Raw genomic sequence first — 24296 nt, 5'->3', positions numbered from 1 at the left:
TTGTCAATGCTCAGCATGAATCGAACTTAGAATGATTCGCGTCGCCATCTCAGATGCCGCGCGGATCCGCAAATCTCCTCCGGCGTCCGGGGCCCGAGCCGCTTAAGATCCCAATTGTGGGTGTTGCGACATACCTCCCGCGAGCAAGATTCGGCTATTTGCGATGAGCGATCGGATCGTGCGGGACGAATGAGTTCCATCACAGATCACCGTCGATGATGCACCAGTGTTGACGCACGACACGGGCAATTGCGTATGTCATTCCGCAGGTGCGAGTTTTCAGGCCCACCCGGCCCAATCTGTCGCTCGCCCTCAGGTGCTAACACACCTTGATGGGAGAAGAGCTTGCTGCAGGCGCCGGGTCGGACATCCGCGTCGATTTCATCGTCAACAAGCCTAAACAGGCCTAGCCTGCTGTAGCGCTTAGTCCGGAGCACTGTCAGGCCCAGATACTCCCAAGCAACCCGCGTGCGGCGCGCGCTCGGCGTCGCTGCGCCGACGAGCGCCGTTCTGATCTCGAAGACTTGGGCGGACGGCGTTCTAGCCGGTAGCCGGGGGCGCCGCGGCACACCCATCCGAGCCGTATCTCGGCGAACACAGGCGTGTGCTTCAGGCCCATTGCTTTGCAGAATTGCGCCTTTGTTCGGAAGTGCGATGCAGGATTCCGTCGTGCGTTGCCAGCAATTGCGTGCAAAGTGGCGTTGCCGACAAGTTACGGTCGTCCAAAGTTCAAACTGGATATGCGCCTCTTGATCCGTCCACAAGCCGTGGACGTGCCGGGCGCCTAATCTTTCTCGAGGGGGCGAAACATGACGATTTCTCGGCGCAGTCTTTTTAAAGCCGGCATACTCACGGGCGCAGCCCTCTCAATTCCGTCCGTCCTGCGGGCGCAAACAGCGCCGCCTGCTGCGCGGACAGTGAAAATGCTGAATGGTCAGATTACTAACTTCGACCCGTATTCCAACTCCACATATCATACGGTCGATCATGGCTTGGCCATTTACGACATGTTGTTTGCACTAGACTCCAAATTCTCGCCCCAACCGCAAATGGTCGGTAAGTGGGGCGTTTCCGACGACAAGAAGACCTACACCTTCGAGCTCCGCGACGGCTTGGGATTTCACGACGGAACCCCTGTCACTGCCGCGGACTGCGTGGCATCGATTCGCCGCTGGGGTCAGACTGCCGGCGGAAGGTTGGTGATGAATCGCACGAAGGATGTCTCCAAAAAAGATGAGAAGACGTTCACGATCACCCTGAGAGAACCACTGGAGCTCTTGCTCGATCAAATGGCGCGTTCGACAGCTGCTGCGCTGTTCATAATGCGCGAAAAGGATGCGAACAACCCTGCTATGCAGCCGGTGACTACGCACATCGGATCGGGGCCGTTCAAGTTCAATGAGGTGCTCTTCCAGCCAGGCGTGAGGTACGTTTACGATCGGAACGAAAAGTACGTCCCGCGTGAGGAGCCGCCCAGCGGATTGGCCGGCGGTAAGGTCGTCAAGGTAGATCGCGCCAACTGGGAATCTATCGACGCCCAGACGGGCTTGACTGCGTTGCAGGCGGGCGAGATCGATTTTGTGAGCGACCCGCTGGCCGATTTTTACCCGATCATCGAAAACGATCCCAATCTCGTGCTCGAAGATCTGCACCGTTCAGGCGATAACTATTACCTCGACATAAACTATTTGCAGAGGCCGTTCGACAACGTGAAGGCGCGCCAGGCGTTGCTTCATCTGGTCGATCAGGACGCGTATACGCGCGTGCTTAATCGAAATCCAAAGTACAATCGGCCGATAACATCGTTGTTCGGAACCGACACCCCATATGTCAACGATGCCAACACCGGATGGTACAAAAAGGGCGGTGATCCGGAAAAGGCCAGGCAGCTCCTCAAAGAGGCCGGATATGCTGGCGAGAAGGTAATCATTCTCCAACCGACGAACTGGTCTGCGGGTAGTAATACTGCGCAGCTCTTAGCGCTCACGCTGCGCAATATCGGGGTCAATGTCGACCTTGCGCCGAGTGACTGGGCTGCGCTCATCCAGCGCGCGACGAACCAAGGGCCCGTCGAGAACGGCGGATGGAACATCTACCCGACGAGCAGCATCGACTTTAGTTTCGGTGCGCCGCTCTCCTCGGCACACATGGCCATGGACGGTAAAGGCGCTGGCTGGCGGAAGAATGAGCAATACGAGGCTCTTCGGGTCCAGTGGGCTGATAGCACGCTTGAAGAGCGCAAGGCGTTGGCTGCCAAGATGCAGCAAATCTGGTGGGATACCGTCGGCTCGGTTTTCTTGGGCCAGACTATTACGCCTATTGCTCGCCGTAAGACGCTTACGGGTCTTATTAGCTATCCGGCACTTGTTCCGATGTGGAATATGCAGACGGGGCGCAAGGGGTGATGGGCGCTTATATTCTTCGCCGGTTGATCGCGGCCATCGGCGTCATGGCGATGGTCGGGATCTTCATCTTCTTGCTTCTGAGGTTGGTGCCCGGCGATGCCGCAGCCATGCTCGCTGGCGATCATGCCACCCCAGACATGGTTGCGGGTATCCGCGAACAATTGGGGCTGAACGAACCACTCTCGGTTCAGTTCATCTATTGGGTGCTGGGTATTCTTCGCGGCAATTTTGGAAACTCCAGTTTTGCCGGGCTGCCGGTTCTCACCTTGATCTCGCAGCGCCTGGAGCCGACCATTTCGCTCGCAATCCTGACGATGATCCTTTCAGTCACGGCCGGGGTGTCTTTCGGCATTTTCGCCGCATGGCGCACCGGCGGCTTTGTCGATCGGATGCTCACTGCGTTCTCCGCCTTTGGCTATTCCGTTCCGGTATTTGTAATCGGCTATTTCCTCTCATATGTTTTTGCCCTCAAAACACGCTGGCTGCCGGTCCAGGGTTATGTGTCTATAGAACATGGGCTCAAGCCATGGTTCATGCATTTGATTTTGCCGACTGCGGCCTTGAGCTTGTCCTACATCGCCTTTATCGCGCGCATCACGAGGACAAGCATGCTGGAAGTCCTGTCGGAAGACTACATGCGAACAGCGGCAGCCAAGGGCGCCTCGACTTATGCCATGCTTTTTCACCATGCTCTGAAGAATGCGGGCGCCCCGATCCTCACGGTTATCGGCCTAAGCTTCGCCTACCTGATCGGTGGCGTGGTGATTACAGAAACGGTGTTCAACTTGCCTGGTAGTGGCCGTTTGGTCGTCGATGCAATCAACAACCGTGATTATCCGGTCATCCAGGGCGTGCTGATCCTCGCTTCTGGACTTTATGTCCTCGTTAATCTCGCAGTCGATCTTGCTTACACGCTGGTCGATCCTCGGATCCGGTATTGAGATGACCTTGCTCTCTGTATCGATTGACGCTCCGCCGCAGGCTTGGCCGCGAGTATCCGATCTTCCCCGTTTCGCAAAGCGGCACCCTTCGGTGCTCGTTGGCGGCGGCATGTTGGCACTGGTGACCATCATAGCAATCTTTGCCCCGGTTTACGCCGGCAATCCAATGAACATGGACCCGTTTGGAACGCTCGAACCTCCTTCATCGGGAATGTGGCTCGGGACTGATGGTTTGGGCCGCGATGTCTTCGCCCGAACCGTATTTGGCGCCAGAGTATCGCTCATGGTGGGAGCGATGGTGGTGGCGTGCGCAAGTCTGAGCGGACTTCTGATCGGTGTGCTCGCCGGCTACAGCGGCAGCTTCGATAGTATTGTTATGCGGGTCATGGATGGCCTGATGTCGATCCCCACCATTCTCTTGGCCATGGCTCTCGTTTCTCTGGCAGGCTCCGGGCTTGGTATACTCGTAGTCGCTATCACAATCCCCCAGATCCCAAGCACCGCGCGGCTGGTTCGTTCGGTTGTTCTGAGCGTTCGAGAACTTCCCTATGTGGAAGCGGCGGTCTGCGGCGGGGCCCACGCACCGAAGGTTCTGTGGCGGCATATCCTCCCAAACACGATTCCGGCGCTCATGGTTCAAAGCGCGAACATTTGCGCCGATGCGATCTTGATAGAAGCTGGGCTGAGCTTCCTTGGCGCAGGCGTGTCGCCCGAGATTCCCAGCCTGGGCAATATGATCTCAGGTTCTCGCTTGTATCTCGGCATTGCCCCAATGACGGTCTTCGCCCCTGGCATCTGGCTTGCTGTCACCGTACTTGGCGTCAACCTACTCGGGGACGGACTGCGTGATTTGTTCGACCCACGTTTAAAGCGCAGACGCTGACATGCAAAAGCAAAACACCGTTGGCGACGACTTGCTTCTCGATGTTCGGGATCTCGAAACTCACTTTTACGGTGATGAAAGTGTCACTCGCGCCTTGGGGGGTATCAGCTTCCAGGTAAAACGGGGCGAAACGCTGGGCGTCGTCGGCGAATCCGGATGTGGCAAGAGCGTTACCGCGCTCTCGATTCTTCGCCTCCTGCCGAAGCTCACAGCCAAAACCGTTGGCGGCGAGATACACTTTAACGGACGGGACCTCCTGAAACTGTCCGAACGCGAGATACGAAAAATCCGTGGTGACCGGATCGCCATGATTTTCCAGGAACCTATGACCAGCCTGAGCCCAGTTCATACCGTGGGCCATCAAATCGCCGAGGCCGTGCAGATCCACACGAAGGCCTCCCGCTCCGATGCGATGGCGAAGTCGCTGCAGATGCTCCATCTCGTCCGGATTGCAGACGCCGAGCGTCGCCTTAACAGCTATCCGTTTGAGATGTCGGGCGGCATGCGCCAGCGTGTCATGATCGCGATGGCTCTTGCCTGCTCACCCGAACTGTTGATTGCAGACGAGCCAACGACCGCGCTTGACGTGACCATGCAGGCGCAGATCCTGCGGCTCGTTATCGATCTAAAGCAACGTATGGGAACGGCCGTGATGTTCATCACGCATGACCTGGGTGTTGTGGCGGAGACGTGCCAACGCGTGATCGTCATGTATGCCGGCCGGATCATAGAGCAGGCAAGCGTAGTGGAGTTGTTCGCGCGCCCAGCGCATCCATACACCCAGGGCCTAATGCGCTCCGTGCCTGATCCGCGGCATGGTCGTCGGCAACGCCTTCCAGAGATTCCCGGCATTGTGCCAAGCCTGCGTGAGCCGATCGTCGGCTGCAGCTTCGCTCCTCGATGCCAGTTCGCTATGGACATTTGCCGCGAGAAAGCGCCCCCAATGCTTGATGTCAATCCTGACCATGCAGCGGCCTGCTGGCGTTCCGAAGAGGTGCTGGGAGCATGAGTGGTCCGCTGTTGAAGGTCGAGAACCTGACCAAGCATTACGGGCATGGTAGGAGCTTCCTAAAGAAGGCCGTTCCGGCCGTGCGAGCTGTGGAGGATGTCTCTTTCTCGGTGGACGCAGGAGAGACTCTCTGCATCGTCGGTGAGTCCGGCTGCGGGAAGTCGACGGTCGCGCGCCTCCTGATGCGGATCGTCGAGCCGACAGCCGGTCGCGTGATTATTGACGGGGTTGACATTGCCGGTCTCAAGACGCACGCGCTTCGGTCGTCGCGCCGTCGAATACAAATGGTCTTTCAGGATCCTTACTCGTCACTAAACCCGCGCCTCACCGCCGGGCAAATCATCACCGAACCCGTAGAGAACTTTGAGCGTCTCAGCCGGAGGCAACGGCAAGCACTTGCGGCGGAGCTTCTGCTAAAGGTCGGAATGGCGGCTGATATGATGCACAGGCTGCCATCCGAGTTCTCGGGGGGGCAGCGGCAGCGGCTCGGAATCGCACGGGCGCTCGCTCTCCGGCCCTCACTCATCATCGCAGATGAGGCAGTGTCGGCGCTTGACGTTTCCGTGCAGGCACAGATGTTGAACCTGCTCATGGACCTCCAGCGGCAGCTGGGTATCGCTTTCGTTTTCATCTCGCATGATCTGAGCGTCGTCCGGCATATCGGTCATCGCGTCGCCGTCATGTATCTCGGGCGGATCGTTGAACTCGCCTCGAGCGAGGCCCTCTTTGCCATGCCCGTCCATCCCTACACTGAGGCACTAATCGCTGCAGCTCCAGTGCCGGATCCCACGCGGGTTCGACACGAGGTGCGGGTGGAGGGCGAGGTGCCAAGTGCTATCAATCCGCCAAGTGGGTGCGCGTTCCACCCGCGCTGTCCGCTAGCGGTCGAGCGCTGCCGCATCGAGAGGCCGCCTTTGGTGGCAATGGCAGACGGCCGCCTTGTGGCCTGTCATGTGCACGCTCCGAGCTAGGCATTCGCGCTGAGTGCTGCCGAAAAACGACTAAGGGACCTGAGACGGTAAATCCTGAATTGCCGCTCTCAACGGTCGGAGCGATTCACGGTTCGGCCATCCCCTCGCGAACTCGATCATTGCTTCGCTCGCGATCTGATCCAAGCGAGCAAGAGCTGTTTCGGCAAGGCAGCGACAGCCTTCAGGAAGGGGTTGTGATGAAATTAAGCGAATAAATTGATTATGATCCGACGGAGTTAGCCTCCCTTGTGCGTGTAGGGGACGTTACGCCCTTGGAGCTGACGCACCTAGCCCGCAGTGCGCATGATCAAGTCAATTCTTGCTTCAATTCCATCATCGAGTTCTACGAGGATGCCGAAACAGTAACTGCCGCGAATGGGGGCGCCTTCAATGGCGTGCCTTTCCTTCGCAAGGATCTAGCAGGCTGTTGAAAAAGGCGAGGCGGTCCGTCTGCAGGAATGCGGGAGCCGACTGTTCAAGGGCCACCGCCCTCAAACGGAAAGCGACTTCATACGTCGAGCGCGTGAATCCGGACTTCGTATTGTTGGGAGAACAACCGTGCCGGAATTCGGCATGTCTGGGATGAGCGAATCCATCCTCCATGGAACTACCGCTAATCCATGGAATTTGGAGCGCTCCGCGGGCGGTTCATCTTCCGGAACGGCGGCGGCCGTGGCTTCGGGCATTACTCCTATGGCACATCGGAGCGATGGTGGAGGATCGCTTCGCATTCCCGCCGCTTGGTGTGGTCTTGTCGGATTAAACCCATCGCGCGGGCGCGTCTCCGGTGGCCCAAACAAGCAGGACAGATCGTTCGGCCTATCCCGCGACTTTGTTCTCTGCCGAACAGTGCGCGACATGGCCGCCGCGCTCGACACCTTTTCTGGCCTCATCCGGGCGATCTTTTCATCATCATCCAGCCGCATCGAACATACATGCAGGAACTTTCGCAGCCCACCGGAACCCTCAAGGTGGGAGTCGCCATGACGGGATCGGGTGCGGCTAACGTGGAGCCCGAGGTGCAACAAGCGGTCGAGGCGACTGCTGCGTTGCTTGAGGAAATGGGGCACACTATGATCGAGATTCCAACCCATACGATCTCAATGAATACTATAAAGAGTTTGCTGCCCGATCGAAATACAGCGCCGACTCGCTCGAAAAACGAGGCCCGAGCGCTGGGACGGCAAATCGATTCGAGCACCTTAGAGCCGCTTAGCCTTAAGCTTTATGAATTTGGCAGGAACGCTCAATCGGCTTCCTTGGGAGACATGTTTGAGGCTTGGCCCTTACGCGATTCCGCGTGGGTGAGGCGCTCGATCCCTTCGATATTCTGCTGACTCCGACTATGCCCGTTGTGGCGCCGCCAAACCATTCTGTATATCGCCCGACCAGCGAGACGCTCTCCATAGATGAATACATGGAAGGGGCACGTGCCCTCTTTCCGTATATGGGCGTCTTCAACGTAACCGGTCATCCATCGGTTTCGCTGCCATTGGCGCAGAGCGCGAGCGGGCTACCAATAGGCATTCAGATCGTTCGTCGCTTTGGCGACGAGGCCACGTTAGTCCATGTCGCACGGGATTTGGAGCAAGCCAAGCCGTGGCGTCACCGGCGGCCAGCGGTTAGAGCAGGAGCAATCTAACTTGTTGACGACGCTGATGCCCGGCGGCGAGAAGATATGGAGATGACGCACAGCGGTGCCACAAGATGAATACGGATTCCGATAACCTTAGACCGACAGCGTGGATTCGGAGGACGTTTGTATCCGCCGCAAACCTGAGCTTTTTCGGAGGCCGCTCTAACCTGGAAGCCACCGTAACGTAGCAGGCCTTTGAGCCGGCGGCGCTTATTCCGAGGCCGTCGCCGCTTCTGGGCATCCAGTGCCAGTCTTTGAGCGAACGCGACCGAACGCGTAATCTTGGCACCGGGCCTTATTCACGGGTGAAACTCGGTCGCGAAGCGTACATCGTCCCTGCAGGCGAGAAAGATATCAGTTTGTCGATGCCATCGCCAGCCGGCAGAGGTCCGTGACGCAATAGACTGGAAGCTTCGCAATACGGCGGATCGCCGGAGCGACAATCGGAAAGGCCGCGCATTCAAACAGGATGCTTGCGATCTCCGGATGCGTTGAGCGGAGACGCTCGATGCAGTTGGCGACATCTGCTTCGATTGCGGCAACATCAAGGGGCGGCGCCGGACGTTTCAGCTCGTCATGCCAGAACTTACCCCCTTCAATGCCGCCGATTACGGCCCTCGCTCGTTCGGACCGGTTCTCGATTCCAAGCAGATCTTCGCTGCAATAGGTAGAGTCATAGGTCAGGACAGCGATCTTTGCGCGCGGCGGCAATTGAGCGAGCAATGTAGGTAAGAGCAGCAGGCTCGACATGACGACCGGCACGTCAACCGAAGCAGCCACTGCTGATTGGTGCCGGACAGAGAAACCGCAGGTCGAACTTATCGCGACAGCGCCCCGATCGACCAATCGTCGAGCCGCGGCGATGAAGGCTGGCTCAAGCGTCGGATCGCCACGGACGACGTTCTCGACCCAAGCTCCCGCGACTGTTTCCGAAATAATCGGAAAGTCGAATGTCGCCGGATTCAGCATTGAGCCGGGGGCAGGAGCAGGCGGCGTGGTGCCGGGTGCCAGCCCGCGTTCGAGGTGCAATATGCCGAGAGAGCGTGGTGCTAAGTGCGAGGTCATACTCTAAGCCTACCGGAATCTAGCGCAGAATTCTGCAAAGAAACATGCCTCACAAAGCCGAATTTCTGCGTTTGCTGGAAGAGCGCCCAAAATCCGGATAGGGTGAGGTGGTTCGTTCGATTGATTTGGCGATGTTTCAAAAGGGGCCCGCAGGGGCCTAAGGAGCAGAAGTGTGCGCCAGCTTTTGCTCTAGCCAGGAAAAAATGTCGTTGTCGCGGAGTGCAAAGTTCTCGAACTCACTGTCTGGACTCGGTGCTAGCGGCGGCATCAATAGCCTGAGATCGATCCGCGCCGCTGTGCAGTCGGATTCTAATTTGATGCTTTCCGGAACGCTGACGATGCTGCGTCCGCCGGCAACAACCAGGATCGGGCATTTCAACCGTCGCGCTAATCGCGAGCGATGTGCTGAAGCCAACTGATCATCCAGCAGGTGAGAGGTTCCCGTCATCCACGAGATCGATGCCTGCGTACGAGCCCAATTCCACAAGCCGCCATCGCAAACGGCCGCAGCAATGCGGCCATCCGCCAGCGCTGATTCGGTTGCTAAAGCCGCCGCCAGCCCTTCACCGTAGATCCCAATTCGAGACACATCGATTTCCTGCTGAGTACACAAATAGTCCAAGCAAGATGACAGAATTTCTGATCGTCCATGCCGACTCGTCGAAACTTCCTCGTAAGCGAGAACAAGAGCAGCCATGCCTCGGCTTGCGATCACAGGCAGGAGCCGTCCTAGCAGCATCGCTCCCGTTTCGTCTTCCCTGCTTATGCAAATCACTGCGGGAGCACATAGGTCGGGCCGGCCAGCCGACACGTAAAAGGCAGATAGCTTGCGTTCATCCCAACAGGTGATTTCGACACCCCGCACCCTCTGCTGGAGAGATCCGAAATGACTGATGCCAGCTTCGAGTTTGGCCAAAACGTCTCCTGTTTCACGATCGTCTTTGTCGACGAGTCGCCTGGCGATCTCAAATGCGGTTAGTGCGCAAAGCCAGGATTCGGCCGCCGCATCGAAGGCGCCCCGTTCGACATTCAGGTCTCCGAACAAAGAGTGAGCATCTCCAATGTTTGTCCACCTTGCGACAAAGTGCCGCCGGCTGGTCGGCTCGTAACGCCCAGAGAAACTATCTAGGAATAGCGCGGCGCTTCGCCTTGTGGACTCAAGGCTGTCCGTCACTTCAGGCCAAGCAGCGCAAAGCATTGGTTTCGTCCCTTGTTGGATCCGCTGAAGATAGCCCTACAAACGATCGAGAAATGGCGAGCCTCGAAGCCCGCGAGTCATCTTGACTCCAGCCGTCACATTCCGCTTCTGTCGATTCTAGGGATCATCAAAGCTGGCGCACCCCGATCTATGGGTGCACGCCGCCGAAATTCTGCTTTGTTTTAAAAACGGTGCAGTATTTCTAATTGGGGCAGCGGCGTCGGCCTCAGAAGCCGGCCTAGTTTGCGCATCGAGCCATCTGAAATCGAGCATTCCTGCTATCAGTGGTGCCTGTTTGAGGGCCAACCAGCCAGCAATGAGTCAATCATCCACTTCAAGACGCGGCTGCGCAAGCTTTCCACGCATCTTCACTGCCGAGAAGTATACGTCTCCAGCATGTCCCTGTCCGAATGTGATCGGCCATCGGTGCCCCGGCCAACGGGGCCGCACCCGACGACCGGTAATGGAGGAGCGGGAGAAGGGCAATGCATGCTCGACGATCCCGACCGGCGGCACGCGATGGCAATGGCATCCGAGAGCGAGCAATGCTGCACGTGCCAATCTGCGCAGGGTTGCGCGTTTCCACGCTGACGGGCCTCAAGATGGATGAGATTATCTGCGTTTGCCTTTGCGCATCCGCGTACTCGGCGAGGAACGCCGGCAGCGGAGGCCGCCGCTGCACCTCCGGCTGGCAGCCCGCGGGCAGGTCGCGATACCCGCGGTGTTGGTTGGAGCCGCAACGAGTAGACGAACTCGTTTAGCACCTCGAGTTTGGAGCCTCTCATGCCTTCCAGGTTCATCTGGTTGCTAGGGGATGTGCCGGCCGGCCGTCGGGAGAAGGACCGAAACACCGTCTCGCGCTACGGCTGTTGCGCGACTGCCTCCGCGCGCAAAGCTTCGACAAATGCACCTCGGTTCTTTCGGTTATCCTCAATTTCTGCCTCCGGCCAGACGGAATTGATCGCGACAACCACTTTGTCCTGGGGATAGACGAAAATCGCCTGACCGGCATGGCCCAGTGCCGCATAGCCGTTCTCGAGACCCCACCAGGAGTAACCATAGCCCGCGAGCCCACTCTCAGCCTCCTCAGATTCCGGCTCAAAGGTCACGCCGACGTTCGTCGCATCGGCGACCCAGCCAGGTGGTAGCACCTGAAGATCACCTGCCATGCCGCCGTCGAGCATGAATTGGCCAATACGTGCATAGTCCCGAAGTGACATGCAGAGACCAAGGCCTCCATATTCATGGCCGGCTGAATTGACCCTCCAGAAGGCGTCGTTCTCCATTCCGTATGGTTGCCAGAGCTTCTCCGACAAATATTCTGACAGTGACCTGTCGATCGCGTTGGAAAGCAGGACCCCGGCCAAATTGGTTTCGCCGGTCTTGTAGACGAATTTGGCGCCTACCTGATCAGCCCTAGACACGCCGCGCATGTAGGCGACGGTCGGATCGAGCCCATCCGCGAAGCCCCCGGACAACTCGAGTTTGGCGTCCGAGTGTGGATCGTTCCAGTCCTCATTCCACTTCACCCCGGAGGTCATCATCAGGAGATGGCGGATCGTCACGCCATGATAGGCGCTGCCTTTCAGCTCATGAACGTAGTCGGTCACCAGTGAATCCAGGCTCTTGATGTACCCATCCTGGATCGCTGCACCTACAAGAATGGAGGTGACGGACTTCGTAACCGACTGTGAATCCCACTTATCGTTTGCGGTGCGGCAGAGCCCATAACGCTCGAGAACCACAAGGCCATCTTTCAGCACAAGAACGCCAGAGACGCGCTGCGCCTGCATATAGCTATCCATATCCATGGCCTGTCCCATGCAGGTCCAATGGGGTGAGATCTGACGGATGGAGAAGGGAAGTTGCCGGACAATCTCCCCACGACTAACGATACGCCCTGGAAACAACCTCGGAATCGCCCGATAACCAACGATCTGTTCGTTTGGGGTCCACTTGCTTTTCCTCCGACCACTCGGGAGCGATGCGATCTGAGGGCATGTCTTGGCCCCAGGCGACTGCGCTTCCGCAGCGCTTCGCAAACTCGGCGCAGGCTTCTGGTCGCTGCCAGCAGCAGAGCACATTGATGGTTTGGGGTCCGACATTCGCTGCTCCATTTTTTCTTCGGCTCATAACGCCGAGCAAGGGCAATGACCATTCGTACCCTTCAGGCGCCGAAGTTTTCTTTGTTTTCCAGTGGAACGACGATTAATTTATGCGGAAAAACTGCCAACTATGGTTGCAAACGCCAAGCCCGGAAGTGGTGGATGGCGAGAGTTGCTACAGGGCTTCAGTTGCAGACCGGCGCAAGGCCAGACGATCGCCTCTCCGTCAAATCCCTTTGCAGCCAGAACGGACAAAATCGCCCAAAAGTTCGCGCCCATACAAAGGCCGTTCGGCATGTTTCGGCGTTCAATCAGTGGCCGATCGTATCAGCACCGTGAAGAACTTGAGCTGGCGCGATGTCCCGCACCGGCTCGGTCGCGCTGACACCTTCTCTTGGCAAGCGCGCGCGGCCGGACTCTCGGCGTAGTTGGCGAAAGTGGATCCCGGAAGTCAGCCTTATCCTGCACCTTTACAACCAAGCAGCGGCCGCATCGTGTTTGGTAGGCAGGACATCACCCATTTGAGGGCAAGAGGCCGTGCCGGAGTCGCGCCGCATGCAGATGATCGTGCAGGCCCCCCAAGCGGGCCTAATCCTCAGCAGGCACAATAAAAAGGAACGTCAAGAATGCGCCCAGCATCGATCGAAAGGCCCACTATAAGAGCCCCAGATCCAGTTTTTGATGTGCAAGGCGGCTATTCTTCGCAATCGATGTCAGTCGCTTGTTGAGGTAGTCCAAAGACTCTTCGTCCAGACCAGCAACCATCGTGGAGTTAAGTGCCTGTCTTTTGTCTGATAGCTTCGCCATTTCCATTCGCGCCTTTGGGGTCAGCGATATCTGCAGGAATCTCGCGTCGTCTGGCGATATCACTCGGGCGAGGAGTTCGATCTGTTCAAGCTTCTTCGTTTGATTTGTCACGAAGGCGGGATGGATTCGCAGCTTGTTTGCGACAGCGATTCCGGAGACGCCGCGACCATCGTCAAGTTCGTCAATGGCCATGAGGATTAGCCATTGGGGTTCGGTGATCCCTAACAGCTCCGCCCAGCTCTTGTGTATTTCCTCCAGTTGAGAGTGGATCTCGACGATATTCCAGATCAGGTCTCGAACGGCTCGATCGAATTGTTCTTTTTGGGGCATGGTCGCTTTCTCATTGTCTCGCGAGAGGCAGAGGCCGTCGCGAGCGACTCAGGAAGAGGCCGCCGCCGATCGTATCCATCGCAGCTTGCCTGAAACAGCGTGCGTAGAGCATAGGGACCATGTAAGATAGCAATTGACTCGTACAATTAATTCGCTGTACTATATGCGCGATCGTTGGAGGTGTTTGAGGCATACACCAGCGGTCGCTGCTTTAAAATCTCCAAGTGAGGCCCCCGAGATGCCCCCTCGGGGGTTTTCTTTTAGGCCTATTGGCGCCGACTTTGAGTCACCCTCTCGCGACGCATAGCCTTTGTTGCTGAATTGCAACAGAACGCACACAAACGGTAGCAACTATAATTAATTAATTGCGCTAATTGATGATCGAAACTAAACGTGATGCCGACAGCGAGGGGGTCCTCGAAGTCGTTCCGTCAAGCACCTGCCTCCTGGCTAGGGTGACAGAGCGGATCTTTGAAGGACGGAAACGCAGTTTTGCAACGTGGAGGGTCATCGATGAAAGTGATGAAGGGTATTATCCTTGGATCAGCGGCAATGTTCGTGGGGGCTGGAGCGCAGGCTGCCGATCTCCCGGTCAAGGCCAAGGCGATTGAGTACGTAAAGATCTGCTCGCTCTATGGCGCCGGCTTCTACTACATCCCGGGCACCGACACATGTATCAAGCTGGGCGGGTATCTGCGCGCTGAGACCACCTTTAATACGACGGGGCACTTCGATGTTGCCAGCGGTTTCCAGCAAGGCGCTCGCAATCGGCTGAGCGACTATTACAACGCGCGCTCTCGCCAGGAGCTTACGTTCGATACGCGAACCGCGACCGAGTATGGCGTGGTCCGAACCTTCGCCGAATTGGCCTTCACTTGGTCCAGTGGTACCTATTCCGGGGCCGGTACCACGGCTGTGAATGGCGCGACGAGCTATACTTCATCCCTCACATCTCAGGTCGGCGTGGGTGGGCTTGGCGTCTGGAACGCCTTCATTCAGTTCGCTGGATTCACGATCGGTAAGGCGCAGTCACAATTCTCCTCACCCTGGACTTCATATCCCGGCAACAATCTGGAGATTCCCGGGGGCGGTGGCTGGGAGCCCGTCAACCAGTTCACCTTTACCGCGGACTTTGGTCAGGGCATCACGGCGTCGTTCTCTGCTCAGGATCAGGTTGGCAACTACACCACGAACATCTGGAATGTGAGCGGCGCCACAGCGGCAGGCCTGGCCAGCGGTGCGTATGGCTCCAACGACATCGGCGCTACGCGAGCTCCGGATCTCGTGGCGATGCTTCGTGTCGACCAGGCATGGGGTCTCTTCCAGGCATCCGTTGCAGCACATGACAACCATGCTGCCTACTACGGCGCTTCCGAAGCGACGGGCTATCCGAGCGACAAGTGGGGTTGGGCCGGTCAATTGGCATTGTCGATTAAGAATATCCCGACCGGACCGGGCGACTCGATTAATCTTCAGGGCGTGTATACCAAAGGTGCGAGCGGCTACAATTTCGAGAGCTATCTGTCGCGAACCTACGCGATGTACGGTGGCACGGGCCTTCCGGGAGCATACCAGAGCCTTGGCATTGCTGGTGTCTCAGACTCGGTATTCGTAACTGGCTCGGGTCAGGAGTTGACGACGACCTACGGCATGAATGGCGCTTTTAACCACAACTGGGATCCCCATTGGAGTTCGTCCATCTATGGCGCATGGGCGGCCGTCCGCTACAACAACACGGCCAAGGGGTACGTCTGCGGCGCGGTGGTCGGAACTCTGGCGCTCTCGAGCGGACTTGCTGGCTGTAACCCCGACTTCAACTACGCCGTTGTCGGTGCGCTGACACGCTGGACCCCGGTTAAAGGCCTGACCTTCTCGGCCGAACTCGCCTACATGATGCTCGACCAGAAGTACACCGGTGGCAGCACAGTAACCCTGCCGCTGCAGTCGGGTATCGCCAAGCCGGGTGCTGCATATGAGCTCAAAGACCAAAACACCCTTGCGTTGCTGCTCCGGGCGCAGCGCAATTGGTGAGTTTGTTTCAACCTAGCGAAGGAGAACGCACAAGGCTCGATAATCTACGTTAACCTCCAAGAGGCCTCCGGCATGCCCGCCGGAGGCCTCTCTCGTTACAAGAAGACTTTCATCCGTGTGGCTCAATAGATTGGCTTCGAGAAGCCGTTCACCTCTCAGCCCGGGTCGAGCTGGTGCCGCAGAAGTCCAGTGGGACACGCTAGGCCGTCAGCAAGCAAGGCGACCTCAGTTTGCGTGGCTTCGTTACCGCTCGCGCACTCGCCGTAATCCGATACGCGAGATCCTGGGCACCGAGCATCGGCCCTGACCTACGGGACTGCTGGCGCGGCGAACGACAGGGGTTGCCGCCATCCCGCTCGCCGACGAGCTCGCCAGGATGGCTTCGGCGCTGACGCCCAGGAACGAGCGCTTCCCGGAAGGCCACGCTGGCGGTGGAACGAGATCGTGCCGGCCATTCAGGGACCACGGAAGGGTTGGAAGTCCCCGCAAGACGTAATGCAGTGCCTGTGAATCTGGCGATCAGCACAAGCCAGTGGAGCCACAGCATCTTCGCACGCGTGCTATTGACCGGGATCTGATCCGGGAATGGCATTATGGGCCAGCGGCCGCCTGAACCGGGTAAACAGGCGAAAAGATGGCTGCGGACCAATGCTGCAACGGGACGCTTCCTTTGCCAACCCGAGCCGTCCAGACATTGCCATGCGCACCTCATATGCGAGGCTCAGGTGCAAGTCGAAAGGCTTATGCGAACGGAGGAAATCGGAAGAGCCTAGGTCACCTGCTTCAATGCGCGATCAGGGATAGATCAGGGGAGCAACTAACATGCAGTTCGCTTTGCCCCGTGGGGCTTACGGCTACGCAGCCGGCGCTTACCGATCAGAAACGCAGGATTTCGACGGGTATATCTCTTATTTAGAGGAATTCACCTTTCTCAGGTTCTCTATAGTCGTGCGAATACGACATTTTAGGTCTTCGGGGACATGTGCGGCAGGCGTCCCCAAAAGCTAGAGCGGAACCGAGAAATCTGCTTCTCAGATGAAGTGGCGCGATGGTCGGCTAAGACTTGCGAAAGCATGCGCTCTCCTGAAAAGACTTCAGACACCCAAGAAACCAAGGAGCTAAGATAATGTCCATCAGCAAAGGACCTCAGGTGTTTCCGCGCGCCGAGTACGTGCGAAGGCTTGCTGCGGTAAAAGCAGAAATGGTCAAGAGGGAGGTCGACGCCCTTGTCGTCACCTTCGATCGAAGCATCAATTACCTGACCGGCTACACCGCTCGATCTGCCTATGTCCCGCAAGCCCTTGTCATCTCGGTCGGTGAAGAGGAGCCGACGCTCATCCTGCGTCTTATGGATGTGCCGGCGGGCATGCATCTGAGCTTCCTAGAGCGGAACAAGATAATTGGATATCCCGAATCGCTCGTGGGCAACCCCGATAAGGATGGTTACGACGCGATCATCGATTTTCTTCAGGAAGCGAACCTCACGAAACGTGGGGTCGGACTCGAAATGGGCCAGCTTCCAGCGCGAGCGGCGGAAAACTTTAAGAAGCGAGTGCCGGGTGCTAGATTCGTGGATTGTACGCATCTCGTCACATGGATTCGCGTCATCAAGTCGGATCTAGAAATAACTCTGATGAAAGAGGCCGCCGCGATTGCCGACGCCGGTATGATGCGTGCGGCCGAAGTCATTCGTCCAGGAGTGCATGAGGCTGATGCCGTCGCCGAGATCCTTTCGACCTTAGCCAGCGGTGCAAATGGCAACCACGGAACAGGGATTGCGAATATCTTCATGTGCTCCACGCCGCGTACGGGTACTTGCCATATCACCTGGAGCGACGACATCTTTCGGCAAGGCTCTCAGGTCAACCTGGAACTGGGAGGCGTCCGGCACACGTATACTGCCGCGGTGATGCGAACGTTTTCGATTGGCAAGCCCTCCGACCGCCTGTGCCGACTCCATGACGCGGAAGTGGCTGGTTTGGAAGCCGCGTTGGACAAGGTCCGCCCGGGAGCAACATGCAACGATGTTGCTGAGGCATTCAATCGTACGATCGGTAAGCTGGGTTTTCAGAAAGAGTCCCGCTGCGGCTATGGCATCGGCATTGATTGGAATGAGGCCGTTACGAGCCTCAGGGAAGGCGACATGACCGTGCTGAAGCCAAACATGACGTTCCATCTGATGCTGGGCAACTGGATCGACGAAGATTTCGGTTATGTCATAAGCGAAACCTTCCGGGTCACAGAATCCGGTGCGGACGTTTTGACTCGCGTACCACGAAGGATTTTCCAGATCTAACTCGACTTGCGGGAACGTCCGATCGCGAGCCGCGGCCGGCAGGCCGCTTACCTTGGCAACGTCCTTGTGGACGTTGCTGCTCGCTGATGCGTGACCTCATATCTGGCTGCCGCTCTGATCCGGCCTCGGGGCACTCACGAAATCCGCTAAGGATCGTCCCATCGGGATCGTCGCAGACGCTGTGGCGACGTGGCTTTCGCGCGCTAACGCTCGTCGGACCCGCCCCGATCTTGCACCGCCATTGGGACCAACCAGGGCAGCTTCGAACCGAGCGGAGACAATAACCGCGCGCTCACCTGCATCCTGCAGAATTTCCACCAAGTCGGCTCTATTTTCGCAGCTACTCGGCCCAAACCCGCGTTAAGATTTTTGCCTCTAAGGCCGAGAAAAACAGACATGGGAGCGGATCATGAACGGTTCTCCGAGGGCGCAAGTCGACCGAGATCAGTTAAACTCGGTCAAAGGTCAAATCGCCTTCGCTCGGCGCTCGCCGAGCGAGAAAGCCCCAGCAATTGTCGTGCGGGGATCAGACGGGCCCTTGGCGAGCTATGACGTCACCATACGCGACGCGCGTCCGATCGTGGAGGACCTGTCTCTCGACAGAGAAGGGTTTACTCTCGTTCAGCACAAGATTTCCTGTGCGAGCGAACGCGATCCGGAGGTCATGCGCGACAGGTATCTCGAAGAAATGGTCCCGTTCATCAAGGACTATTTCAAAGCGTCCTGGGTTGTACCCAAGCGAGACGCCGTCATCATTCGCTCTATTGGCGGCAGCTCTGCTCCGCCAGTAGAGAAGGGGTCTGGTCTAGTCAGGCCGTATGTGGCCAGCTTTGCTCATATCGACTATGCGCCGATCGCCGGCCCGGTGATGGCCGCGCGGGAAGACCAACTGCAGGGCATTCCGATCCGGGCCTATTCTCGCTTGATGATCATCCAAGCGTGGCATGCCCTATCGGAGCCTCCGCAGGATTTTCCCCTGGCGTTCTGCGATGGTAACTCCGTCGTGGATACGGATCTGGTAGATACCGTTTACGAGGACTATGACGTCAAGCATAAGACATGGCTTGTTCATTACAGTCCAGTTCACCGCTGGTATTACTTCCCTGAGATGACCTCGAATGAGTTCGCGCTCTTTAAGGGATTTGACTCCGAAGACGATCACAATCCTAGGTCCGCTCATGCGGCGTTCGACAATCGTCGCGCTTACCCTAATGCCAAACCTCGCAGGAGCGTAGAGGCTCGCTTCTTCGTTTACTACGACTGACACTGAGCTCGGTTCCTGTAGTCGAAATCATGTTGCAAGTTCATAGGGGACTTGCGGCCAGTCCAACTGAGGGGAGACATTCCTTCGATGAGCACAATTCTGATCACCGGCGCGAATCGAGGCATCGGCCTTGCGCTTACGCGGCAATACGCGGCCGAGGGTGCTGAGGTCTTTGCGTGCTGCCGCGATCCAGCAAAGGCCGATGACCTAAACGAGCTCGCAACTTCATCCAGTGGTCGAGTGCGGATCACCTCGCTCGACGTCGCCGACGAGTCCTCGATCGCCTCGCTTAAACGCAAACTCGGCGAACAGCCAGTGGACATTCTTATCAACAACGCTGGAATCAGCGGCCTATCGGCCGACCGGATCGAGGCCGAAGGCTTTATCACGACGATGCGCATCAACGCCCTGGCTCCTATGCTGATCGCGCAGACGCTCTACGACAACTTGAGAGGCAGCACTCAAAAGAAGCTGGTGGCAATTACCAGCATTATGGGCTCGACCAGCAGCGCCGGCGGCGGTAAGTATGCTTATCGGGCGTCGAAGGCCGCACTTAACAATGGCATGCGTGGCTTATCGCGCGCCTGGGCTCGCGATGGGATCCTCGTGGCCTTACTAAATCCCGGTTATGTGCAAACAGAAATGGTCAAGGGCCAGGTTGCCTTCATATCGGCTGAAGAGTGTGCGCGCGGCCTCATCGCTCGGATCACGGAGCTCACGCCAGCGAACACCGGTGTTTTTCAGGATTATCGCGGTGTAAGAATTCGCTGGTGAACGTCTCACTTCAGGCCAAACCATCGAGGCGCAACCCGGCTGACTCGCTAGGGTATGTGCATGCCGACCAAGTCTGGGCGGTTGGAATGCCAGCTCGCGCACGCTCTTAGAACGAGATCGTGCGCACGTTCCCGGAGATGGTGCGACGCTTGCCCGAGCGGAAGTTTCGGCGGGACGCGGAGTAATCTGCTGAAGATGATTTCGGCGCCGGAGCGCATGTTCAAAAGGCGCCTGCGCCAGGGCCGCGGCTCCTTGATCTGCGCAGCATTTATTGACGCGGCGTTCGGCTGAACAGGTCGTCGGCGCTTCAGCAGCCGCGAGCAGCATGGTCAGGTATGTCGAGCACACGGGTTAAATGAGACCGCCTTTACAAGGCGGAACGACAAAGTCGCGGTCCGCGCGACTTTGTCGGTATCTCGTGCAGATTACGTGCGTAGCGCCACGATCCAAGGAACAGGGTCGTGTTGAGGCTTGACTAAAGCGTCAGACCACCATCTATGACGATAGTCTGTCCTGTGATCATGGGCGCTGCGAAGCCGAGATAAACGATCGTTTCGGCAATATCCTCGGGAACGCATCTGCGCCGCAGAGGAGTTCGCTCAATGGAGCTCTGCCTTTGCGCCTCCGTCCACTCGATCTGCCAAGTGCTATCAACCGCCCCCGGCGCCACCGCGTTAATCCGGATCTCTGGAGCGAGACCTTGAGCAAGATGGCGCGTGATCGCAATGATACCGGCCTTGCTTGCCGCGTAGGCCAAACTAGATCCTCTCGACGTCAATGCTGACACTGAGGCCAAGCTTACGACCGAGCCATTCGATTGTCTCAAGGACGGGGCAGCGGCGCGCGTGCATCGGAAAAGCCCGATGAGGTTCGTCTCCAACACCGCCGACCACAGTTCGTCAGTAATAAGGTCGAGCTCGGAAGAAGAGATGGATTGCCGTGCTCCCGGCGTGCCGGCATTGTTGACGAGAAGGTCGAGCCCACCCAGCTTATCGACGGCAGCATTTACGAGTTCTGCCTCTTTTCCATCACCTACGGCGCCAGCGACTCCGAACACGTCGTAACCGTCCGCGCGGAGCTTGCTAACCTCCTCGGGCCCCCTTGGATCGTCGGGAAGATGATTCAGCGCAACGGTGCAGCCTGCTTGGGCCAGCCGCTTCAAAGTCGCCAATCCGATGCCTGACGCTGCACCGGTGACGAGCGCTCTTTTTCCCGACAGTTCGTAGCGGATCATGGTTTCTCCTTATTGCTTTCTCTCACACGAGCCCGTTGGGCGCGCCGCGAGGCTGGCCTAGGATGAACTCGCGTTGACGGCACTTTTTATATCATATAAAAGGTGCGCGCAATGCGAGATGCCCGTCGCGGCAGCTGTCGTGGACAGATGGGCGTGCCTCGTGAGCTTTTTTCGCGCCTCATTCGACAAACCGACAGGGTAGAAATGCACACTTCAAAGTTGCCTTCGGCTAATCCCGCGCTCGTTCCAGCCCGTCGCATGACCGGCGGGCGCTTCATTGCCGAAACCATCAAAGCAAAGGGTATCTCACACGTCTTCTTCATGGATGCCGTTCTGCGGCGAGCGCTCACGGAGATGGAAGACCTCGGCATCAAGCGGATCCTCGGGCACTCCGAAAAGGGTATCGCGTATATGGCTGACGGCTATGCACGCGCATTGCGTCGCCCGGCCGTCTGCATGGCGCAATCCGTCGGCGCAGCCAACCTAGCCGCGGCTCTCCAGGAGTCCTGGTTTGCCTACTCGCCCGTTGTCGCGTTGACCGGTCGCCACGCAGCCACCTACCAGTACCGAAACGCGTATCAAGAACTTCCACACGAGCCGCTTTACGCCTCCGTCACGAAGTTCAGAGGTCGAGTGGATGAGGTGGCGCAATTGCCCCATCTGCTGCGTCAAGCATTCAGAGAGGCGACAACCGGCGTATCCCGCCCCGTCCATCTCGACATCACCGGTTATACGGGCGACATCGTTGGCGCCGCCGAATTCACAGCTGCCATCTTTCCCGAAGAAACTTTCGCACAAGTGCCGGCTTTCCGTTCCTCTCCTGATGCGGCATCGGTCACCCGTGCTGCGGCGGCGGTCGCGGCTTCGGAGCGACCTGTAATTCTCGCCGGCGCCGGCTTGATGATGTCCGGAGCCGAAGGAGCCCTGAAGGCGTTCGTCGAACATCACGGAATTCCAGTCGTGATGTCCCTCGACGCGAAACACGCTCTTCCGGAGTTTCATCCGCAAAATGGAGGAGTGGCCGGCACCTACTCGCGGAGCTGCGCAAACAAGATCCTGCACGACGCGGATCTTGTGGTCTTCGTCGGCAGCGATACGGGCGACATGATCACGAACCACTGGAAGCTGCCGAGGCCCGAGACGCAGATTGTACAGATCGACATCGATCCGGCGGAGCTTGGTCGCAACTTCCCCGAAGCGATTGGAGTTCACGGCGACCCGAAAGCGGCTCTCGATCGCCTTCACTCGGAACTGCCGTCCCGTTCCCGCGCAGATTGGCAGCGGAAAGTCACCGATTACGTCGCCGAATGGCGGGCGGAAGCAGACATTGCGCGATCGTCCGAGGCGACGCCGATCAGGCCAGAGCGTCTGTGCCGAGATATCTCGGACTGGCTTCCGAAAAATGCAATGCTGGTGGCCGATACCGGATACGCATCGCACTGGAGCGGGACCCTCGTATATCTCACCGACCCGGCTCAGGGATACCTGCGAGCCGCCGGCTCCTTGGGGTGGGCGTTTCCTGCTTCGCTCGGGGTCCAGTGCGCGATGCCAGATCGCCCCGTTGTCTGCTTAACGGGCGATGGTGGCTTCATGTATCATCTGCCTGAGCTGGAAACGGCCAGGCGGCACGGACTTAACGTTATCACGATCGTGAACAACAACCATTGCCTCGGACAGGGTAGAAGAAACATCGACACCGCCTATGAGGGAAGGAAAGGCAACAAAGAGGAGATCTTTGCCTATCGAGACACGGATTTTGCGCAGATCGCGCGCGATTTCGATTGCTTCGGTGTGCGCGTTGACAAGCCCGGTGATTTACCCAAAGCATTTGACGCTGCGCGACGATCCGGTAAGCCCGCAGTTATTGACGTGGTGACAGAGTTTGAGGCCCTGGCTCCGTTGCCCTGGACCGCCCCATCCTGAGGCTCGGCCGGCCCGGCCCCGATCAGACATGTTAAGGGGCCCCTGCGGCCCCTTTACGCTTTTGTAGCTCAGCGCGGCCGTGGTACACCGTCGTGCCCACAGCAGCAGGCCCCGAGTGGTCGCGCGGCGCCGAGACAGGAACGAATAGAAAATGAGACAGGCAGGAGCTCGAGACGCAGAGTCCTCTGCTTCCCCGTCCACCTTCCTCATGCCAAGCGAAAGAGATCGGCTGCACGTGGGGCGTGACAACTTACACGCGAGAGCATATTTCATGCTTCGGAAGGCTCTGATGGCCGGTCGTTTCAGACCCGGTCAGCGGCTTCTTCTAAAACCATTGGCCGAGGAACTTGGAGTTAGTGTCACGCCTGTGAGGGAGGCGCTTCTCCGGTTGGCTTCCGAGCGGGGCCTTGTTCCACATCAGTCTCGCACCATGATGGTTCCAATCTTGAGTGTGGCCCGGTTCAGGGAGATTCGCGACATTCGAATCGAGCTGGAGGGACGTGCCGCGGAAGCTGCGGCGAACAACATCTCATCGCACGATGTCGTCGCGTTGGAGAAGATGCAGGAGCAACTGATGCTCGCAAGACGGCAGCGCGATGTGCAGACCGTGCTCTCAATCAACGAAGAATTTCATTTCAGTATCTACAGATCATCAGATTTGCCTGTGGTTTGTGGTCTCATCGAAAGCCTGTGGGTTCAGATGGGTCCGCTTCTCACGTTGAACGATTTCAGCGAATCCGCAACCGCGAAGGACCATCCTCACCGATCGATATTGGCGAGCCTAGCGGAAAGAGATGGCGCAGGCGCGCGCCGTGCTCTCGCTAACGACATACTCTGGGCCAGCAGATACCTCGAGAAGGCTGTCGTCAGGCTGAATCAGCCCGCTGAAAACAAGACGAAAAAGCGAAGTTCGACCTCAACCCTCGGGGCAAGCTGACGGCCAGTTGCGCCTGTCATCGGGGCGCTCATGATGTGCAGCAACAATTCGCACGTGCAGTTCAGTCTATTCCCTTGCGCCTTTTGCCTCACGCGCGGTAACCGAGCATCTCGCTGTAGCATTGCGCACCGAGTACCTGCCGATCGTTGCGCCAACCAGTTAACGGATGCGGGGCAGGCCACACGCGCACGTCAAATCCCAAAAAACATCACAGCTTGCAAGACCTCGCGGGCCGCGCTCGATACCCTCAAGGCGAAGGGATTTGCGCCGGATTAAAACGCGATGGCATCGAATATCGCCTAAACTAATATCAACTCTCGTTATTATGACATCAGGTGTTCCGTTTGGGAATCCTTGGTTCGCAACTTTGCTCCATTTGACCCGAGGACTAGCATTACAGTTGCTTTTTTGATTTGAAGTGGGCGCGTTGAGCGGCAGCCTGGTGAGCTCTGCGCCAGAAGGACCATGCGATGATGTGTGCGGGTTG

At 57.8% G+C, this 24296-nt stretch carries 19 protein-coding genes; 14 read left to right on the top strand and 5 right to left on the bottom strand.

Going from position 1 to position 24296, the window contains the following annotated elements; translation table 11 throughout:
• Positions 1–809 precede the first annotated feature (809 nt).
• From IVB42_RS13165 to IVB42_RS13135, 7 genes are all read left to right on the top strand, one after another.
• Positions 810–2405 (top strand): ABC transporter substrate-binding protein, encoded by a 1596-nt coding sequence (locus IVB42_RS13165; protein WP_247470363.1) that lies wholly within the window; start codon positions 810–812, stop codon positions 2403–2405.
• A complete protein-coding gene (locus tag IVB42_RS13160; protein ID WP_247470362.1) occupies positions 2405–3346 on the top strand; it encodes an ABC transporter permease in 942 nt (313 codons plus the stop codon). The genes IVB42_RS13165 and IVB42_RS13160 overlap by 1 nt, the downstream gene beginning before the upstream one ends.
• 1 nt (position 3347) lies before the next feature.
• A complete protein-coding gene (locus IVB42_RS13155) occupies positions 3348–4229 on the top strand; it encodes an ABC transporter permease (RefSeq protein WP_247470361.1) in 882 nt (293 codons plus the stop codon).
• 1 nt (position 4230) lies between these two features.
• On the top strand, positions 4231–5238 hold the full coding sequence (locus IVB42_RS13150; protein WP_247470360.1) for an ABC transporter ATP-binding protein: 1008 nt from the start codon (positions 4231–4233) through the stop codon (positions 5236–5238).
• Positions 5235–6209 (top strand): dipeptide ABC transporter ATP-binding protein, encoded by a 975-nt coding sequence (locus IVB42_RS13145; protein WP_247470359.1) that lies wholly within the window; start codon positions 5235–5237, stop codon positions 6207–6209. Before IVB42_RS13150 ends, IVB42_RS13145 begins: the two co-directional genes overlap by 4 nt.
• 450 nt (positions 6210–6659) lie before the next feature.
• Positions 6660–7196: an amidase gene (locus tag IVB42_RS42270; protein WP_346732218.1), complete on the top strand. Its 537-nt coding sequence runs from the start codon at positions 6660–6662 to the stop codon at positions 7194–7196.
• Between the two features lie 358 nt (positions 7197–7554).
• Positions 7555–7851 (top strand): amidase family protein, encoded by a 297-nt coding sequence (locus IVB42_RS13135; protein ID WP_247470369.1) that lies wholly within the window; start codon positions 7555–7557, stop codon positions 7849–7851.
• 348 nt (positions 7852–8199) lie between these two features.
• On the opposite strand, the gene IVB42_RS13130 is transcribed toward IVB42_RS13135, so the two are convergent.
• The 3 genes from IVB42_RS13130 to IVB42_RS13120 form a co-directional block, all read right to left on the bottom strand.
• Positions 8200–8910 carry a hypothetical protein gene (locus IVB42_RS13130; RefSeq protein ID WP_247470358.1) on the bottom strand — a complete coding sequence of 237 codons (711 nt, stop codon included), beginning with the start codon at positions 8908–8910 and terminating at the stop codon, positions 8200–8202.
• Positions 8911–9067: 157 nt separating this feature from the next.
• Positions 9068–9955, bottom strand: coding sequence for a hypothetical protein (locus tag IVB42_RS13125; protein ID WP_247470357.1), 888 nt, complete (start codon positions 9953–9955; stop codon positions 9068–9070).
• A 1013-nt stretch (positions 9956–10968) separates the two neighbouring features.
• Complete coding sequence (locus IVB42_RS13120; protein ID WP_247470356.1) at positions 10969–11919, bottom strand: serine hydrolase; 951 nt, start codon at positions 11917–11919, stop codon at positions 10969–10971.
• A 339-nt stretch (positions 11920–12258) separates the two neighbouring features.
• Here IVB42_RS13120 and IVB42_RS13115 point away from each other — a divergent pair, with 339 nt between their 5' ends.
• A complete protein-coding gene (locus tag IVB42_RS13115; RefSeq protein WP_247470355.1) occupies positions 12259–12552 on the top strand; it encodes a hypothetical protein in 294 nt (97 codons plus the stop codon).
• 315 nt (positions 12553–12867) lie between these two features.
• Here the strand turns inward: IVB42_RS13115 and IVB42_RS13110 are convergent, their stop codons facing one another.
• Positions 12868–13350 carry a MarR family transcriptional regulator gene (locus tag IVB42_RS13110; RefSeq protein ID WP_247470354.1) on the bottom strand — a complete coding sequence of 161 codons (483 nt, stop codon included), beginning with the start codon at positions 13348–13350 and terminating at the stop codon, positions 12868–12870.
• Between the two features lie 513 nt (positions 13351–13863).
• Here IVB42_RS13110 and IVB42_RS13105 point away from each other — a divergent pair.
• From IVB42_RS13105 to IVB42_RS13090, 4 genes are all read left to right on the top strand, one after another.
• The gene (locus IVB42_RS13105; RefSeq protein WP_247470353.1) at positions 13864–15381 is read left to right on the top strand and encodes a porin; all 1518 of its coding nucleotides are present in this window, start codon (positions 13864–13866) and stop codon (positions 15379–15381) included.
• Between the two features lie 1126 nt (positions 15382–16507).
• Complete coding sequence (locus IVB42_RS13100) at positions 16508–17677, top strand: Xaa-Pro peptidase family protein (protein ID WP_247470351.1); 1170 nt, start codon at positions 16508–16510, stop codon at positions 17675–17677.
• A gap of 409 nt (positions 17678–18086) precedes the next feature.
• Positions 18087–18941 carry a CmcJ/NvfI family oxidoreductase gene (locus tag IVB42_RS13095; RefSeq protein WP_247470349.1) on the top strand — a complete coding sequence of 285 codons (855 nt, stop codon included), beginning with the start codon at positions 18087–18089 and terminating at the stop codon, positions 18939–18941.
• 87 nt (positions 18942–19028) lie between these two features.
• The gene (locus tag IVB42_RS13090) at positions 19029–19715 is read left to right on the top strand and encodes an SDR family oxidoreductase (protein WP_247470347.1); all 687 of its coding nucleotides are present in this window, start codon (positions 19029–19031) and stop codon (positions 19713–19715) included.
• Positions 19716–20190: 475 nt separating this feature from the next.
• Here the strand turns inward: IVB42_RS13090 and IVB42_RS13085 are convergent, their stop codons facing one another.
• Complete coding sequence (locus IVB42_RS13085) at positions 20191–20949, bottom strand: SDR family oxidoreductase (protein ID WP_247470345.1); 759 nt, start codon at positions 20947–20949, stop codon at positions 20191–20193.
• Positions 20950–21060: 111 nt separating this feature from the next.
• Here IVB42_RS13085 and IVB42_RS13080 point away from each other — a divergent pair, with 111 nt between their 5' ends.
• Together IVB42_RS13080 and IVB42_RS13075 are read left to right on the top strand one after the other, a co-directional pair.
• Entirely contained in the window at positions 21061–22872 is a 1812-nt protein-coding gene (locus tag IVB42_RS13080) for a thiamine pyrophosphate-binding protein (protein WP_247470343.1), read from the top strand.
• Positions 22873–23023: 151 nt separating this feature from the next.
• Positions 23024–23809 carry a GntR family transcriptional regulator gene (locus IVB42_RS13075; protein WP_346732217.1) on the top strand — a complete coding sequence of 262 codons (786 nt, stop codon included), beginning with the start codon at positions 23024–23026 and terminating at the stop codon, positions 23807–23809.
• Positions 23810–24296 lie beyond the last annotated feature (487 nt).

It is taken from the genome of Bradyrhizobium sp. 45 (genome assembly GCF_023073155.1).
Classification (GTDB): Bacteria; Pseudomonadota; Alphaproteobacteria; order Rhizobiales; family Xanthobacteraceae; genus Bradyrhizobium; species Bradyrhizobium canariense_D.
The sequence above is the reverse complement of the archived record's forward strand: the minus strand, read 5'-3'. Positions and strand labels throughout refer to the sequence as shown.

Coding starts and splice junctions, on each gene's coding strand:
- IVB42_RS13165 (WP_247470363.1), top strand. CDS start 810: ATGACGATTTCTCGGCGCAGTCTTTTTAAAGCCGGCATACTCACGGGC.
- IVB42_RS13160 (WP_247470362.1), top strand. CDS start 2,405: ATGGGCGCTTATATTCTTCGCCGGTTGATCGCGGCCATCGGCGTCATG.
- IVB42_RS13155 (WP_247470361.1), top strand. CDS start 3,348: ATGACCTTGCTCTCTGTATCGATTGACGCTCCGCCGCAGGCTTGGCCG.
- IVB42_RS13150 (WP_247470360.1), top strand. CDS start 4,231: ATGCAAAAGCAAAACACCGTTGGCGACGACTTGCTTCTCGATGTTCGG.
- IVB42_RS13145 (WP_247470359.1), top strand. CDS start 5,235: ATGAGTGGTCCGCTGTTGAAGGTCGAGAACCTGACCAAGCATTACGGG.
- IVB42_RS13135 (WP_247470369.1), top strand. CDS start 7,555: ATGCCCGTTGTGGCGCCGCCAAACCATTCTGTATATCGCCCGACCAGC.
- IVB42_RS13130 (WP_247470358.1), bottom strand. CDS start 8,910: ATGACCTCGCACTTAGCACCACGCTCTCTCGGCATATTGCACCTCGAA.
- IVB42_RS13120 (WP_247470356.1), bottom strand. CDS start 11,919: ATGGATATGGATAGCTATATGCAGGCGCAGCGCGTCTCTGGCGTTCTT.
- IVB42_RS13115 (WP_247470355.1), top strand. CDS start 12,259: ATGACCATTCGTACCCTTCAGGCGCCGAAGTTTTCTTTGTTTTCCAGT.
- IVB42_RS13110 (WP_247470354.1), bottom strand. CDS start 13,350: ATGCCCCAAAAAGAACAATTCGATCGAGCCGTTCGAGACCTGATCTGG.
- IVB42_RS13105 (WP_247470353.1), top strand. CDS start 13,864: ATGAAAGTGATGAAGGGTATTATCCTTGGATCAGCGGCAATGTTCGTG.
- IVB42_RS13100 (WP_247470351.1), top strand. CDS start 16,508: ATGTCCATCAGCAAAGGACCTCAGGTGTTTCCGCGCGCCGAGTACGTG.
- IVB42_RS13095 (WP_247470349.1), top strand. CDS start 18,087: ATGAACGGTTCTCCGAGGGCGCAAGTCGACCGAGATCAGTTAAACTCG.
- IVB42_RS13090 (WP_247470347.1), top strand. CDS start 19,029: ATGAGCACAATTCTGATCACCGGCGCGAATCGAGGCATCGGCCTTGCG.
- IVB42_RS13085 (WP_247470345.1), bottom strand. CDS start 20,949: ATGATCCGCTACGAACTGTCGGGAAAAAGAGCGCTCGTCACCGGTGCA.
- IVB42_RS13080 (WP_247470343.1), top strand. CDS start 21,061: ATGCGAGATGCCCGTCGCGGCAGCTGTCGTGGACAGATGGGCGTGCCT.
- IVB42_RS13075 (WP_346732217.1), top strand. CDS start 23,024: ATGAGACAGGCAGGAGCTCGAGACGCAGAGTCCTCTGCTTCCCCGTCC.